The organism is Xanthomonas nasturtii (assembly GCF_023337365.3).
In the GTDB taxonomy this organism is placed as follows: Bacteria; Pseudomonadota; Gammaproteobacteria; order Xanthomonadales; family Xanthomonadaceae; genus Xanthomonas; species Xanthomonas nasturtii.
The window spans coordinates 3,404,196-3,420,154 of sequence record NZ_CP142084.2 but is presented as its reverse complement, the minus strand read 5'-3'; the positions used below and the strand labels follow the sequence as shown (position 1 = coordinate 3,420,154).

At 66.9% G+C, this 15,959-nt stretch carries 11 protein-coding genes; 8 read left to right on the top strand and 3 right to left on the bottom strand.

Annotated features, from left to right (window positions below; all coding sequences use genetic code 11):
* Positions 1–31: 31 nt before the first annotated feature.
* A complete protein-coding gene (locus M3O59_RS14885; protein ID WP_116905345.1) occupies positions 32–907 on the bottom strand; it encodes an energy transducer TonB family protein in 876 nt (291 codons plus the stop codon).
* Positions 904–1,854: a glutathione synthase gene (gshB, locus tag M3O59_RS14880; RefSeq protein ID WP_116905344.1), complete on the bottom strand. Its 951-nt coding sequence runs from the start codon at positions 1,852–1,854 to the stop codon at positions 904–906. The genes M3O59_RS14885 and gshB overlap by 4 nt, the downstream gene beginning before the upstream one ends.
* 237 nt (positions 1,855–2,091) lie before the next feature.
* Between gshB and pilG the strand changes: the two genes are divergently transcribed.
* From pilG to M3O59_RS14840, 8 genes are all read left to right on the top strand, one after another.
* Positions 2,092–2,493, top strand: a complete 402-nt coding sequence (pilG, locus tag M3O59_RS14875; protein ID WP_005913706.1) for a twitching motility response regulator PilG — start codon at positions 2,092–2,094, stop codon at positions 2,491–2,493.
* Positions 2,494–2,510: 17 nt separating this feature from the next.
* Positions 2,511–2,873 carry a response regulator gene (locus tag M3O59_RS14870; RefSeq protein ID WP_006450735.1) on the top strand — a complete coding sequence of 121 codons (363 nt, stop codon included), beginning with the start codon at positions 2,511–2,513 and terminating at the stop codon, positions 2,871–2,873.
* Positions 2,873–3,403, top strand: a complete 531-nt coding sequence (locus M3O59_RS14865; protein WP_064634641.1) for a chemotaxis protein CheW — start codon at positions 2,873–2,875, stop codon at positions 3,401–3,403. Before M3O59_RS14870 ends, M3O59_RS14865 begins: the two co-directional genes overlap by 1 nt.
* 39 nt (positions 3,404–3,442) lie before the next feature.
* Positions 3,443–5,479, top strand: a complete 2,037-nt coding sequence (locus tag M3O59_RS14860; RefSeq protein WP_064634642.1) for a methyl-accepting chemotaxis protein — start codon at positions 3,443–3,445, stop codon at positions 5,477–5,479.
* A 113-nt stretch (positions 5,480–5,592) separates the two neighbouring features.
* Complete coding sequence (locus M3O59_RS14855; RefSeq protein ID WP_116905343.1) at positions 5,593–12,828, top strand: hybrid sensor histidine kinase/response regulator; 7,236 nt, start codon at positions 5,593–5,595, stop codon at positions 12,826–12,828.
* A gap of 7 nt (positions 12,829–12,835) precedes the next feature.
* Positions 12,836–14,023: a chemotaxis protein CheB gene (locus M3O59_RS14850; RefSeq protein WP_116905342.1), complete on the top strand. Its 1,188-nt coding sequence runs from the start codon at positions 12,836–12,838 to the stop codon at positions 14,021–14,023.
* A gap of 33 nt (positions 14,024–14,056) precedes the next feature.
* Complete coding sequence (locus M3O59_RS14845) at positions 14,057–14,533, top strand: chemotaxis protein CheW (protein ID WP_116905341.1); 477 nt, start codon at positions 14,057–14,059, stop codon at positions 14,531–14,533.
* Between the two features lie 386 nt (positions 14,534–14,919).
* Positions 14,920–15,498 (top strand): GNAT family N-acetyltransferase, encoded by a 579-nt coding sequence (locus M3O59_RS14840; RefSeq protein ID WP_116905340.1) that lies wholly within the window; start codon positions 14,920–14,922, stop codon positions 15,496–15,498.
* A gap of 12 nt (positions 15,499–15,510) precedes the next feature.
* Here M3O59_RS14840 and M3O59_RS14835 read toward each other — a convergent pair whose 3' ends face one another.
* Entirely contained in the window at positions 15,511–15,894 is a 384-nt protein-coding gene (locus M3O59_RS14835) for a hypothetical protein (protein ID WP_116905339.1), read from the bottom strand.
* Between the last annotated feature and the right edge of the window lie 65 nt (positions 15,895–15,959).

Sequence of the window (15,959 nt, the reverse complement as noted above, 5' to 3'; positions counted from 1 at the left end):
CCGTGCGCGCATCGATCAGGCGCGCACCGCTTCAACGATCGTCGTGCAGTTTGCCGCCGGGCAGGAACAACCATGTGCGCGTGACTTCGAGAATGTCCACGTCGTCCTTGGTTCTGGGCAGCGGCGGGAACGGCTGTGCCAGCTGCACCACGCGTAGTGCCGCATTGTCCAGCGCCGGCACGCCGCTGGAGATCAGCACGCGGCTGCTTTCCACGCTGCCGTCGCGGCGCACGCCCACGCTGATGACCACCTTGCCGCCGAGCCGGCGCCGGCGTGCGTCGTCCGGATAATTCAGATTGCCCACCCGCTCGGCGCGGTCCACCCAGGCGCGCAGATAGTTGGCGTAGGCATATTCGCGGGTACTGGCCGAGACGAACTTGCGGTTGGGGCGCTTGGCGTATTGCTCGGAGCGTAGATGCACTTCTGCTGCCAGCCGGGCCATTTCCGCATCGCGCTGCACGCGTTGCGCATCGGCCGGGGTGAGCGGGTCGGTCTGCGGGTTCGGTTGCGGGCTCGGCACCGCCTGCTCGCCACGGCGGCTGGTCACCACGCGGGTCTGGGTTGGCTCCGGCGCGTTCACGCTGGTGGCGCGTTGCGCCTGTGGGGCCAGGCCAGTGCGGTCCTGCGGCACCACGCCCGGCTGGCTGTCGCGCGGGCGCTGCGCTGTGTCGTGATTGCCGCCGCCCTGCTGATTGGCCTGGGCCAGGAAATCGGCCTGCTTGGGCGTCAGCGGGGTGCTGGTCTGGCTGAAGATCACATCCAGCGTCGGCACCAGTGGCGCGTCCTCGCTGACGGCGAAGCCCACGCCGAGGATCAGCGCGGCGTGCAGCAGCAGCGAAATCACCAGCATCGCACTCAGACGCTGGCGTTCGTCCATCGCTGCAGGCAGCGCTGCGGCCGTGCTCATTGCGCAGCGCCGGCCTCGATCGCGTCGAACAGCAGCCCGGCGATGTTCAGGCCGAACTGCGCATCCAGCTCGCGCACGCAGGTGGGGCTGGTGACGTTGACCTCGGTCAGGTAATCGCCGATCACGTCCAGGCCGACGAAGCGCATGCCGCGGCGGCGCATTTCCGGGCCCGCCTGCGCGGCGATCCAGCGGTCGCGCTCGGACAACGGCCGGCCTTCGCCGCGCCCGCCGGCGGCCAGGTTGCCGCGGAATTCATCGCCCTGCGGAATCCGCGCCAGGCAGTAGTCCACCGGCTCGCCGTCCACCAGCAGGATGCGCTTGTCGCCGGCGGTGATGTCCGGGATGAAGCGCTGCGCCAGGGTCAGCTTGCGGTTGCCGTCGGTCAGCGTTTCCAGGATCACGTTGAGGTTGGGGTCGCCGGTGCCGCTGCGGAAGATCGAGCGCCCGCCCATGCCGTCCAGCGGCTTGAGTACCGCCTGGCCGTGTTCCAGCACGAACGCCTTGAGTGCGGCAGCGTCGCGGCTGACCAGGGTCGGCGGGCAGCACTGCGGAAACAGCAGCGCGGCCAGCTTTTCGTTGTAGTCGCGCAGGCCTTGCGGGTCGTTGACGATCTGCGCGCCGGCGCGCTGCGCCACGCTCAGCACCTGGGTGTCGTAGACGAACTCGGCATCCACCGGCGGGTCCTTGCGCATCAGCACCACCTGGCCTGGGCCGAATGCCAGTTCGGCGAACTCGCCCAGGGTGAACCAGCCGCTCTTGTCCTCGCGCACGCTCAGCGGCGCGACCTGCGCCACCGCGCGGCCTTCGCGCAGGCTGAGCCCGCCCGGGCGCACGTAATGCAAACGGTGACCACGGCGCTGGGCTTCCAGCAACATGGCGAAGGTGGTGTCTTTGGCGATCTTGATGGAGGCGATGGGATCCATCACCACAACGACGTCGAGCGACATGGGGCTAAACCTTTCGAACAAGTTGCCGATGGTAACTTCAAGCGGTGGGCGATGGCGTGCCCGGCCGGTCGCGGATGCGCGACTTGTCGGCCCGGAGGCGCTCAGACGTGGTCGGAACGTCCGCCTGGCGGGCCCCCGGCAATGCGCCCTTGACAGTCAATGCGGGTCTTGGGATATACATGCAGTTTCGTAGCGACGTCGGAAGGGATGAAGCGTTGCGCGTCCGGGGATATTTGCATGAGTGAAAACATTGCTGCGGGTGGGGAACTCGCAGGACTGAAGGTGATGGTCATCGATGATTCGAAAACCATTCGCCGCACCGCCGAAACGCTGCTGAAGCGGGAAGGTTGTGAAGTAGTGACAGCAACGGATGGTTTCGAGGCACTGGCCAAAATTGCGGACCAGCAACCTCAGATCATTTTTGTCGACATCATGATGCCGCGCCTGGATGGGTACCAGACGTGCGCGTTGATCAAGGGCAACCAGCTCTTCAAATCGACGCCGGTGATCATGTTGTCGTCCAAGGATGGCCTGTTCGACAAGGCACGCGGCCGCATCGTCGGCTCCGAGCAATATCTGACCAAGCCGTTCACCCGTGAAGAACTACTGAGCGCGATTCGCACGTACGTCCACGCCTGACCAGGGGGAAAGGCAACATGGCTCGAATTATATTGATCGAGGACTCGCCCACCGACCGGGCAGTCTTCAGTCAATGGCTGGAAAAAGCTGGCCATACGGTCGTCGCCACCGACAACGCCGAAGCAGGACTTGAGCTGATTCGCAGCCAGGCGCCCGATCTGGTGTTGATGGATGTGGTGTTGCCCGGCATGAGCGGCTTCCAGGCAACGCGTGCACTTGCGCGCGACCAGGCCACCAAGGACATCCCGGTGCTGCTGGTCAGCACCAAGGGCATGGAAACCGACAAGGCCTGGGGTTTGCGACAAGGTGCCAGCGATTACATCGTCAAGCCGCCGCGCGAAGACGATCTGATCGCGCGCATCAAACAACTGGTGCGTTGATGCGTTCTCCATTCGATATTCTCGAAGACTACGAGCGTCGTAGTCTTGCGCACGCCACGCCGCTGCCGGAACGTCAGTTCTCGGCCGATATCTGGCGCGGTGTGGGTTATCGCGTCGGTACCCGGCGCCTGGTCTCGGACTTTCGCGAAGTGGCGGAAATCGTGCCGATGCCGTCGGTGACGCCGGTGCCCGGCGGGCAGCCCTGGTTGCTGGGCGTGGGCAACCTGCGCGGCAATCTGTTTCCGGTGATCGACCTGAAGCAGTTCCTGGAGGGCCGTCGCACGGTGCTGCAGGAAGGCCAGCGTGTGCTGATCATGCGTCAGAGCGGCGGCGACGTCGCACTGACCATCGATGAGTTGTACGGCCAGCGCAGCTTCGAACAGTCCCAGGCGGTCGAACCCGGCGAGTTGGCCCAGGGCCGCTATGCCCACTTCATCGATCGTGCCTTCCGTAACGAGACGCAGGACTGGGGTGTGTTCTCCCTGGCGTTGCTGTCGCGCACTCCTGAATTCCGGCAGGCCGCGGCCTAAGCCGCGACCCCGCCACGTCATACAGATCGAGGTCGAACCATGAGTACCGCCCCGGACGCCCGCAAGACCAACAAGCTCGGCAGCGTCAGCACCAGCTTCTGGCTTGGCTTGCTGGTGTTGTCGATGATCGTGTTTGGCGCCAACACCGGCGTCGCGACCTGGCAGGGCAGCCGTCTTGCCGGTGCCGGCATCGGCGCGGCCGACCTGCAGGTGCTCTCGCAGCAGTTGGCCAACCAGGGCCGCGAAGCGGTGTCCGGCGACGCCAAGGCATTCGCCGCATTCAAGCAGACCAAGGGCCGCATCGACAGCACGGTCAACGAACTGGATGGCCGTTACGGCCAGGAAGGTTCGGTGGCCAGTGCGATGGCGCAGCTCAAGGCGACCTGGGTGCCGCTGAGCAAGAACGCCGATCAGGTCATCGCCAGCGAATCGGCGGTGCTCGGCCTGGCCGGTGACGCCGAACGCTTTTCCGGCAGCGTGCCGCAGCTGCAGGCGCAGTTGAACGAAGTGGTGCGCGCGATGACGGTCAGCGGCGCGCCCGCTTCGCAGATCTACAACACGCTGCAGCAGGTGGTGGTCGCCGGCACCATGGCGCGCCGGGTCACCGAAATGCGCGCCGGTGGCGCCAATGCGGCCGCCTCTGGCGACGCGCTGGCACGCGACTCGGTGGTGTTCACGCAGATGCTGGACGGCCTGCGCGCAGGCAATGACGAGCTCGGCATCGCGGCGGTGCGCAACCCGGCCGCGCTGGCGGCACTGGAGCAGTCGCAGACGCAATGGACGACGATGAAGAAGGACATCGACGCCATTCTCGCCAGCTCGCGCAACCTGTTTGCCGCGCAGTCCTCGGCCGCCGCGCTGACGGCCGGCTCCAACAAGATGCTCGAGGACAGCAAGAAGCTGTTCGATGCGTTCTCCGCGTTCGGTTCGGTGCGCGATACGCGCCTGTTTCCGAACTTCTGGCTGGGCGTGGTGTCCGGCCTGGTCGCGCTGCTGGCGATCATCGGCTTCGTGTGGAGCTCGGTGCGCGTGCGGACGCGCGAGCAGGACGTGCGCTACCAGTCGCAGGTGGAATTCAACAGCCGCAACCAGCAGGCGATCATGCGCTTGCTGGACGAAATCAGCTCGCTCGGTGAGGGCGACCTGACCGTGAAGGCCTCGGTGACCGAAGACATGACCGGCGCGATTGCAGACGCGATCAACTACGCCGTGGACGAACTGCGTCACCTGGTGACCACCATCAACGACACTTCGGCCAAGGTGGCCGTGTCGACCCAGGAAACCCAGGCCACGGCCATGCAGCTGGCCGAAGCGGCCGGTCAGCAGGCCAACCAGATCACCACCGCCTCCGAGCGCATCAGCGAAATCGCCGCCAGCATCGAACAGGTCTCGCGCAACTCCACCGAGTCGGCCGAAGTGGCGCAGCGCTCGGTGGTCATCGCCGCCGAAGGTGCCGGTGTGGTGCGCGAGACGATTCAGGGCATGGACCAGATCCGCGACCAGATCCAGGAAACCTCCAAGCGCATCAAGCGGCTGGGCGAATCCTCGCAGGAGATCGGCTCGATCGTGGAACTGATCAACGACATTTCCGAGCAGACCAACATCCTGGCGCTCAACGCCGCGGTGCAGGCCGCGTCCGCAGGCGAGGCCGGCCGCGGTTTCGCGGTGGTGGCCGACGAAGTGCAGCGCCTGGCAGAACGCACTTCGAGTGCGACCCGACGTATCGAAGGCCTGGTGCAGACCATTCAGGCCGATACCAACGAAGCGGTCAGCTCGATGGAGCAGACCACCTCCGAAGTGGTCTCCGGTGCCCGCCTGGCCGAAGACGCCGGCACTGCGCTGACTGAAATCGAGCGCGTGTCCAACGCCTTGAACAACCTGATTAAAAACATCTCCATCGCTGCCCACCAGCAGTCGGCTGCGGCGACGGATATCACACAGACCATGGGCGTGATCCGTCAGATCACCAGCCAGACATCGCAGGGTGCGGAACAGACGGCCGAATCGATCGGCAACCTGGCCGAGCTCGCTGCCGATCTGCGCCGTTCGGTCGCCGACTTCAAGCTGCCGGCGTGACCACGACGCGGAACGGGAAAGGATCAGCAGATGGCGCGTAGTAGCGTTACGTCGATGCAGGAAGTGACCGGTTGCCGCGCTGGCGGTGAGCCGGCCGTTGTCAGGGGGCTGCAATGAGCGCGCTTCGCGATGCGATGAGTCACGCCGCACTGGGCTGGGTCAAGCCAGAGCTGGACGAGACGTTGCGCCAGGCGCGCAACGAGATCGAATACTTTGCCGAAGAACCCTCCGACACCAGTCGGATGCGTTTCTGCGCGGGCTATCTGCACCAGGTGCAGGGCACGCTGCGGATGGTGGAGTTGTATGCGCCGGCCATGGTGGCCGAAGAGCTCGAGCTGCTGGCCCAGGCCGTGCAGCTAGGCGAAGTCGCCGACCGCGACGAAGCCTGCGCCATGCTGATGCGCGGCACCGTGCTGCTGCCCGATTATCTGGAGCGGCTGCAAAACGGTCACCGCGACATTCCGATCGTGTTGTTGCCGCTGCTCAATGAGATCCGCGCCACCCGTGGCCAGCCGGGTTTGAATGAGAGCGTGCTGTTCGCGTTCGACCCGCAGGCCGGTGTTGCCACCGAGGCCGAGCTGGATCACGCGCGCGGCAGCCTCAGGGGGCGCAATCGCGAATTGCTCGACACCGTCGGCAATGCCGTCAAGGAAGAATTGCTGCGCGTCAAGGACGCGCTGGACCTGCATCTGCGCACCGGCGGCGACATCGCCGAGCTGCAGACCCAGGTCACGGATCTGGGCAGCGTTGCCGACACGCTGGGCATGATGGGCCTGGGCGTGGCGCGCAATGTCGTCGTGCAGCAGCGCGACGCGTTGGCGCGCGTGGTCGATGGCCAGGTGCAGATGGACGAAAGCGTGCTGCTGGATATCGCCGGCGCGCTGCTGTACGTGGATGCCTCGCTGGACGATCAGGTCGCCAGCCTTGGCGCCGATGTCGGCGATGGCAACGAAGCCAGCAACAGTGCCAACTCCTCGGAAGTGCGTCGCACGGTCGATGTGCTGGCGCAGGAAGCGATCGCCAACTTCGGTGCGGCGCGCGAGCATTTCGTCGCCTTTATCGAAACCAATTGGGACCACGCCCGTCTGGCCGATGTGCCGCACCTGCTCGGCGAAGTCGGCGGTGCATTGCGCATTCTCGAACTGCCGCAGGCCGCCGATTATCTGGAAGGCGTGCGGCGCTACGTCGATCTGGAATTGATCGGCAAGCAGCGCGTTCCCAGCGGCCGGCAGCTGGACACCCTGGCCGACGCGATGGCCAGCCTGGAGTACTACCTGGAAGCCCTGCGCGAGCGCCGTCCCGGCCGCGAAGAGATTCTGGACATCACCCGCAACAGCCTGGAAACACTGCGGTATTGGCCGCTGCCGTCGGGCCAGCCGTCCGACTTGCCGGTTGGCACCGATCAGCCGGGCAGCGCGGCCGCGCCGCAGCCGGCGGCCGCTCCGCCGCTGCAGCATGCCGACGCGCCGCAAGCCGCCAACGATGCCGCGCCGGTGCCCGCGCTGGAATGGGCCAACGAAACCGTTGTCGAGGCGCCGTTCGCCGCCAGCGTGGTGCACGACACCGGCGCCGCCGCGACCGATACGGTGTTCTCGTTCGACCCGGTCGCCGCGGAAGAAACCGTCTCCGGCCAGGCGCATGTGCCGTTCACCGTGGCACCGCTGGAGTCGTCCGACGACGGCGCGCAGGCGCCCGGCGACTGGCATCTGGAAAGCACCGAGCAGGCCGCGCCGATCGCTCCTTCCGCGTTCGACCCGGTGTCGGCCGAGCAGGATGGCAGCGAGTCTGCACAGGTCAGCTACACGGTGGATCTGAGCGCGCTGGAGCAGCATGACGCCGCGCCTATGGTTGCCGAGGACGCACCGCTGCAGATCGAGCAGATCGACCTGCCGGGCGATGCCGATCAGACCGAAGCGCCGCTGGATTTCATCGCTGCAAACGAAACGCGTCGTGCGCAGACCAGCATCGAAGATGCGTTCTCGCCGCCGCCGATTCCGCCGCAGGAACTGGACGACCCGTTCGTCGAATCCGTGCCCGAGCCGCAGGATGCGCCTGCCGAGCAAGCCGCCGAACAGGGCGCGCCGCGCGTGCAGCAGGCCGTGGTCAGCGAGTTCGAACTGGACGACGCATCCGCGGCATTCCTGGCCCAGCTCGACGCGGCTGCTGCACAGTTCGAAGTGGAGCGCCCGCAGGCGCCAGCAGCCGCTGCCGATGCACAGACCGCGCAGGCATCGTCGGAACCGGTGTCGAACGCGAGTGTTCAGCCCGCCGCCGATGCCGGCATTTTCGGCGGCTTCGGCGATAGCGATATCGACGACGATATCCGCGATGTGTTCCTGGAGGAATTCGACGAAGAGCTGGTCAACCTGGGTCAGCTGTTGCCGGTGTGGCGCGCCGCACCCAACAGCCCGGAAAACCTGCGCCCGATCCGCCGCGTCTTCCACACCCTGAAGGGCAGTGGGCGTCTGGTCGGTGCCAGCGTGCTGGGCGAGTTCAGCTGGAAAATCGAGAGCATGCTCAACCGCGTGCTCGATAACTCGCGACCGGCCAGCCCGGCGGTCGTGGCGATGGTGGAGCTGGCCTACGAGGTGCTGCCGCAGTTCAATGCCGCGCTGCGCGACCAGGGCCGCATCAGCGCCGATCTGCCGGACATCCAGGCCGTTGCCGAGCGCGTTGCCGCTGGCGAAGAGGTTTATTACGTTCCCGCAGCCGCAGCGCCGGTGATTGCCGACGCTGTGGTGCTTCCGGTGGCGGCGGGCGTGTTTGTCGCCGGCGGCGGAACGCCGGCCTCGGTGGACAGCGTGCTGCGCGAGATCCTGGAAGCCGAGGTCGCCACGCACCTGGACACGGTGAACGGCTGGCTGCAGGCCAGCCACGCCGAGCCGCAGCTGGCGACCGAAGAACTGTTGCGTGCCGTGCACACCATGAGTGGTGCGTTCGCGATGACCGACGTGCCGGAAATCACCCTGGTGACGACGCCGGCCGAAAGCTACGTCAAGCGTTTGCTGGCCGCGTCGGTCACGCCGTCGGCCGACGGTATCGATGCAATCGCCGCAACCGCTGCGGCGATCGCCACCACGGTGACCGCGCTGCGTGCCGATGCGCCGTTGATTCCGTCGTTCGCGCCGTTGACCGAGCGCTTGCGCGCGCTGGTGGACACCTTGCCGGAAGCGCAATGGCCGCCGCAGGTGTTCCTGGACGAGCTGGGCGATGACGACGCGGCAAGCGAAGCGGCAGCCGGCAGCGATGGCGCGGTCGAACTGACCGGTGCGCAGGATCTGTCGCAGTACCTGGACGCCAGTGCGCTGCCGTCCGACGCGCCCGCACCGACGCAAGACGCCGACGCTGTACAGCCGCAGGCGGACGATGCACCGATTTCAGTGGACGAACTGGCCGAGGCTGAAGCCGAGCACGATTCGGCACTCGCATTGGACGCGCCTGCACCGCATGCCGTCGACGAGGCCGGCCACGCTGCGTCGCACGAACACGAACACGTCGACACAACTGCCGACGCTGCGCCCGCAGCCAGCGATGATGCGCTGGTATCGGTTGCCGATTCCGAGCAGCTCGCCGATGCGCTGCATGGCGATGCCGCGCAGCGCACGCAGGCAGACCAGGCCGCGTTGCAGGACGCAGACGACACGCCAGCCGACGAGCCGCTGATCGAAGCCGACGCCTGGGATGCGACCGGGCTGCAACATGCGCAAACCGCGCCGCACGACCACGCCGGACAGGTGCCGAATGAGGCAGTTGCTGATGGTGTCTCCAGCGAGCAGGACGCCGATGCGACCAGCACGCACACCGACAGCGTTGCGGTAGACGAGCTGGCCGACGCAGAAGCCACCTTGGGCAATGCGCAGACGCTGGCCGCGGCCGATGCCGAGCAGGCAACGGACGCGCAGGCACACCACGTGCCGGCGCACGACGAGCAGGCAGCAGCAGGCCTGGACGACGCAGTCGAGACCATCGAAGCCTTGCACGCCGTGCACGCCGTGCACGCCGACGCTGCGTTGGGCGAGCCGCCGCACGCAACCACCGCAGACGACTGGACGCCGGAAACTGCAGCGCTCGATAGCGTGCCGACCGACCAGGACGGCCATGCGGCCGATCAGTTCGGCCACGACCACGCGGACACGCAGGAACAGTTCGGCGAACAGCCGGCAGACGAGGCGGCGCAGCGCAGCGATGCAGCACTGTCGCACGCCGATGATGCGCATGTTGTAGGCGAACAGCAGTACGCCGAAGACGCCGCGCAGCTGGGTGAGTACGCAGACGCTGAAGCGCACGCCTCTTCGAATCAGCAGGAGGATTCGGGCGGGCACGCACCTACGGATGCGCAGCAGCACCCAGGCGAGCAGGCGCAGGCGGAGCAGGACGTCGATTCCGGCGAGCAGTCGCAGCCGGACACGTATTTGCACGAACACGCAACCGAAGCCGAGCACGCTGCAACGTCCGGGCAATCGCAAGGCGAGCATCCCGAAACGCAACACTCGGAGGCTGAGCAGGCCGAAGCCGAGCATGCAGAAATCGAGCTTGCAGAAACTGAGCATGCACAAGCCGAGCATGCACACACTGAGCAGGCCGACGCTGAAGCAATGCCCGATCACACCATCGAATCGGTGCAGGCATTCGAAATGGCGCATGCGGCCGATCGGGTCGAGGAGGCGGGCGATCCGCAATCCGGCACCGCGCCGGAACGGCACGACGCAGCGCCTGCCACCTCCGACGAAGCGGCAGATGCCGACGCGCATGCAGCCAGCGACGCGGTTGTCGCGGCCAAGCACGCAGAACATGCCGATCACGCGGATGCCGGCGAACACAGCGATGCCAACCAGCACGCCGACGCGATCCCAGACCGGCGCGCAGCCGCCAGCGAGCACGATGCAACCGACCCCGATGCAACCGACCACAGCGCAGTCGCGCCGGAAGACACCAGCGCTGCAGTCTTTAGCGCGCCGGTGGAAGAGGCTGCGCGTGCCGAGACGGCAGGCAGCGATGTCGGCGCGGCATTCGATACCGGCCCGCTCAACTTCGATCAACTCGACGGCGAGCTGGTCGATATCTTTGTCGAAGAAGGCCGCGACCTGCTGGACCATTGCGACGGTCTGATCGCCCGCATGCGCGAAGTGCCGGAAGACCGCGATGTCCTCAACGGACTGCAGCGCGATCTGCACACGCTCAAGGGCGGCGCGCGCATGGCCGGCATCAACGCCATCGGCGACCTCGGCCATGCGATCGAATCGTTGCTGGAAGCGGTGGCGGCCAACCGCACCGACATCGATCGCGACGACGTGCGCTTGTTCGAGCGTGGCTTCGACCGCCTGCACCAGTTGCTGACCCGCACCGGCATGCACCGCGCCGTGGCGATGCCGGCCGATCTGGTGGAAGCCTTCGAAACCCGCACCCGTGGCCGCAATGCCGCCCCGCCCAGCGACGCCGATGTCCGCGCGATCGCCAAGGCGTCGGTGGAACCGGCACCGTTGTCCGCACCGGTTCCGGTGGAAGGCCAGACCGAAGAAGACTTCCTGCCGCGCGTGCAGCAGGAGCAGGTGCGCGTGCGCGCCGACCTGCTCGACCGCCTGGTCAACCACGCCGGCGAAGTGGCGATCTACCGTTCGCGCCTGGAGCAGCAGTTGGGCGCGTTCCGCGGCGCCATGGGCGAACTGGATCGCACCAACGCCCGTCTGCGCGACCAGTTGCGCCGTCTGGATCTGGAAACCGAAGCGCAGATCGTGGCGCGTTACCAGCGCGAGCAGGATCAGGGCGATCGCACCTTCGATCCGCTGGAACTGGACCGCTTCTCCACCCTGCAGCAGCTCAGCCGCGCGCTGAACGAATCGGCCGCCGACTTGGGCGGTTTGCAGGGCGTGCTGGAAGACCTGTCGCGCCAGTACGACGGCTTGCTGCAACAGCAGTCGCGCGTCAGCTCCGAACTGCAGGACGGCCTGATGCGCGCGCGCATGGTGCCGTTCGACGGTCTGGTGCCGCGGTTGCGCCGTGTGGTGCGTCAAGCCGCCAGCGACACCGGCAAGCAGGTGCATCTGCTGCTGGAAGGCACCCAGGGCGAACTCGATCGCAACGTGCTCGACCGCATGGTCGCGCCGCTGGAACACATGCTGCGCAACTCGGTGGCGCACGGGCTGGAAACGCCCGAGCAACGCCGCGACGCCGGCAAGCCGGAAGAAGGCAGCATCGCGATCCGCCTGCGCCGCGAAGGCTCGGAAATCGTGCTGGAAGTGGCCGACGACGGCGCCGGGCTGGACCGCGAGGCGATCCGTCGCCGCGGCGAGCAGCGCGGCCTGATCGAACCCGGCCAGGAGCTCAGCGATGCCGAACTGGATGCATTGATCTTCGCCTCCGGCTTCAGTACCTCCGAGCAGGTCAGCCAGCTGGCCGGCCGTGGCGTGGGTATGGACGTGGTGCGCAACGAAGTGCGTCAGCTGGGCGGCTCGGTGGACATCCACTCGGTGCGCGGCCAGGGCGTCACCTTCACCCTGCGTCTGCCGCAGACGCTGGCGGTCACCCAGGCGGTGTTCGTGCGCATCGGCGAGACCACGTTTGCGGTGCCGGTCGGGTCGGTCAGCGGTATCGGCCGCATCTCGCGCACCCGTTACGAGTCGGGCGAGGGCGGTTACCACTACGCCGGCGAAGAGTACGTGCTGCACGATCTCGGTTCGCTGGTCGGCCAGGCCGCCGCGCGTGCCGATGGCCAGGCGCAGGTGCCGTTGCTGCTGGTGCGTGCGGGCGACCTGCGCGCCGCAGTGGCGATCGACCAGGTGCTGGGCAACCGCGAAATCGTGGTCAAGCCGGTGGGCCTGCAGATCGCTTCGGTGCCGGGTATCTACGGCGCCACCATCACCGGCGATGGCCGCGTGGTGGTGATCCTGGACGTGGCCCCGCTGGTGCGGCGTTACCTCAGCCAACCGGCACGTCCGGCGCTGGAAACGCAGGCCGAAACGCAGCGGCAGGTGCCGTTGGTGATGGTGGTCGACGATTCGCTGACCATGCGCAAGGTCACCAGCCGCGTGCTGGAGCGCCACAACCTGGACGTCACCACCGCACGCGACGGTGTCGAAGCACTGGAACAGCTCGAAGAGCGCGTGCCCGACCTGATGCTGCTGGATATCGAAATGCCGCGTATGGACGGCTACGAACTGGCGACCGCGATGCGCGCCGACCCGCGCTTCAAGGCGGTGCCGATCGTGATGATCACCTCGCGCAGTGGCGAGAAGCATCGCCAGCGCGCCTTCGAGATCGGCGTGCAGCGTTACCTGGGCAAGCCTTACCAAGAGTTGGATCTGATGCGAAACGTGTATGACCTGCTGGGGATCGCCCGTGTCCGAGACTAATGACGCAATGGGAACTCCGGTCGCCCTGCTTGGCCGGCCTGGTGAGGCGCGCGAGCGCCTGCGCGAAGCACTCGGCCTGGCCGGCGCGCAGGTGGTGCTGGAAGACGAACCGTCTGCAGTCGACGTGCAGATGCTGCGCGACGCCGAGCCGGTAGCGGTGCTGGTGTCGCTGGAGCCGTCGATCGAAGACGCACTGGAAGCACTTGAACCGGCCTTCAACATGCCCGGCGTGACGGTGATCTTCGACGAGGCCGAGCTGACCGTGCGGCGCGAGGGCTGGGAAGCGCAGCGCTGGGTGCGCCATCTGGCCGCCAAACTGCATGGCCATGCCGACGTGCTGCCGCCGGGCACTGAAAGCGAACCGTCGTTGCAGCCCGAGCCGGGTCTGGTGCTGGCACCACGCCAGCATTCGGATCTGCAGCTGGATCAACACCTGCAGGCGGCTGCACATGCGTTCGAAAGCGTGCCTAGCGATGCGCTGTTTACGCGAGCGGCCATGCATGACGTGGCGCCGGCCGCTGCCGAGAAGCCGGCTCTGACCCTGGGCGATTCCAGCACCTGGGGCCTGGTCGACGAGGTCACCGTAGTGGTGCGCCCGCGCGCCGAACTGGATGTTGCAGCGTTGTCGACCGGCGGCTTGTCGCTGGTGGATCTGGAGCAGAGCGGCAGCGTGACCGGCGCAGTGCTGGTGATGGCGGGCATCGGCGGGCCGGATGCGATCCGCCGCCTGCTGGCCGCGTTGCCGCCGGAATTCCCGCGCGCGGTGCTGGTGCGCATGACCCTGGATGGTGGCCAGTACGGCAACCTGGTGCGGCAGATGGGGCGCGTGTCTGCGCTGCCGGTCGAACTGGGCGAAGCGGGGCAGGTGATTGCACCGGGCAAGGTGTACGTGCTCTCCGACGAGATCGGCGTGCAACAGCATGCCGGCGCGCTGGCGTTCGTGACGCAGGCCGATCCGGCCGGGCTGATCGCCGCGCTGCCGCCGGCCGACAGTGCGGTGCTGATGCTCAGCGGTGCCAACGAGGCGCTGGTGGATGCATCGCTGGCGCTGGCCGAGCAGGGCGCCTGGTTGGCCGGGCAGTCCGCCGACGGTTGCTACGACCCGGCTGCGGCAGCGCGTCTGGCGCGGCAAGGCATTCTGACCGGCGACCCTGCGCAGCTGGCGCAGGCGCTGGCACAGCGTTGGCCGGCGTAAGCCGGGCGCTCCCTTTCAAATCGGAATCATGCGATGAGCTACGCCAATAACGACGAAATCCGCGGCGTCCTGATCCAGGCCGGGCAGGAGCGCGTGTTGCTGCCGAACGCGACGGTGGCCGAGGTGATGTCGCGCGTGGCCGTGGAGCCGCTGCCCGACATGCCGCGCTGGGTGGTCGGGCGTATCGACTGGTATGGCTGGAAGGTGCCGTTGCTGTCGTTCGCGCGCCTCAGCGGCATGGGTGAAGAACCCACCGCGGTCAACAACAAGGTCATCGTGTTGAAGGCGTTGGGCGGCAATCCCGCGTTGCCGTATTTCGCGCTGCTGACCGCCTCGTTCCCGCAGCTGATCTCGGTACCGCGCGATGGCCTGCTGGCCGACGCATCGGAAGATGCGCTGCCCGACGGCGTGCATATGCGCGTGCTGCTCGGCGAGCAAAGCGCGTTGCTGCCGAACCTGGACGCCATACAAGCGCAGGTGGGCCAGGCGTTTGCGGCCGCTGCCGCATAAGAGCGGTTGCAACACCCACTGCGCTCGCCGACAGGCAGGTGCAGTCGCACATGCAGCGGATGGCGTCTTGCACTGAGTAACATGCAACGACAGTGTGATTTGCACTCGGCCGCGCTAGGCCTTGCACAGCGGGCGCTGCGTTTCGGAGACGGCTTGCGGAGCGTGATCTGTATGCATCAGCTGGATGCACCTGGCGGCGACATTGCGCGCATGTGTGAGGCGTGCAAGCGTCGAGCCGCCAACAAAAGGACGGCGCAGCCGCCAGGCGGGCCTCGCCGGCACCTGGAATCGGCATCTATCGCTCGTGCGCTGCGGTTCCCGGCCGTCAACTCCCGTCTGACGACCGCTCGCTACGTTCTTTCAGCCGCGCTCGAGGCGCGCCGGTCGTGAGTCTTCCGGTGTTCGCGCCGGTGCGGCACGCCGACGGCGTGACGCTGTGCGATCTGGCCGTGGTCGACCCGGCTGCGATCGCCGACTACCACATGCGCAACCGCGCGCATCTTGCCGATGCGATGCCGCTGCGGCCGCCTGCGTTCTACACCGTCGAAGGCTGGCGCCGCCTGTGCATCGCATACCGCAGCGCGGTGCCCGGCGAGCGTGAGCTGCAACTGGTGTTGCTGCAGGGCGAGCAGGTGATCGGCACCACCGGGTTCACCCAGATCCAGCGCGGCGCATTCCAGGCCTGCCACATGGGTTACGGCCTGGATGCGGCGCAGCAGGGCCGCGGTCTGACCCACTGGGCAGCCACGCAGGGGATCGCGTTCGCCTTCGGCCCGCTCGGCCTGCATCGGGTAATGGCGCAATACGTCCCGCAGAATCTGCGCAGTGCGCGCGTGCTGCAGCGGCTGGGCTTCCAGATCGAAGGCTATGCGCGCCGCTATCTGCAGTTGAACGGCCACTGGCGCGACCATGTGCTGACCAGCAGGCTGCGCGACGACGACACGACTGGCGACGGTGCGGCGTGATGCCAGCCGCTTTCAGGGCACAACGCCCGAGAGTTCGAGGCGTAACTGATCGGTGCCGAGACTGCGGTCTTGTGCAAGCTCGATCCGGGTTGGCCAACCCCGGTGTTTGAGTTGATCGCGCAACTGCGTCAGCCAGGTCTGTACTGCGGTTGCATCAGGTTCGGCTGCGGTAATGCGGATCTTCAGCGGCGTCTGCGCGCCGGATGCGTCATGGCGTGCAAGCCAGTCGCGTGGTGATGTGGACAGTTTCAGCGACGTTGTGCCTGGTACCTGGTTGGGTTTGTCTTCGTCGCGCTGCGGCTGTGCCTGTGTTGTTGCGGCAGTGCCGGCCGGCTGCGGCGACAAGGTTTGACGAGATGCCTCGGGCTGCGGTCTGGCAAGCTGCTGCGACCGCATGCGTGCGGTTGCTGCGCTTGGCGCAGCAAACGGCGCGCTGTGTGGTATCGGTACTTCGTTCGTCG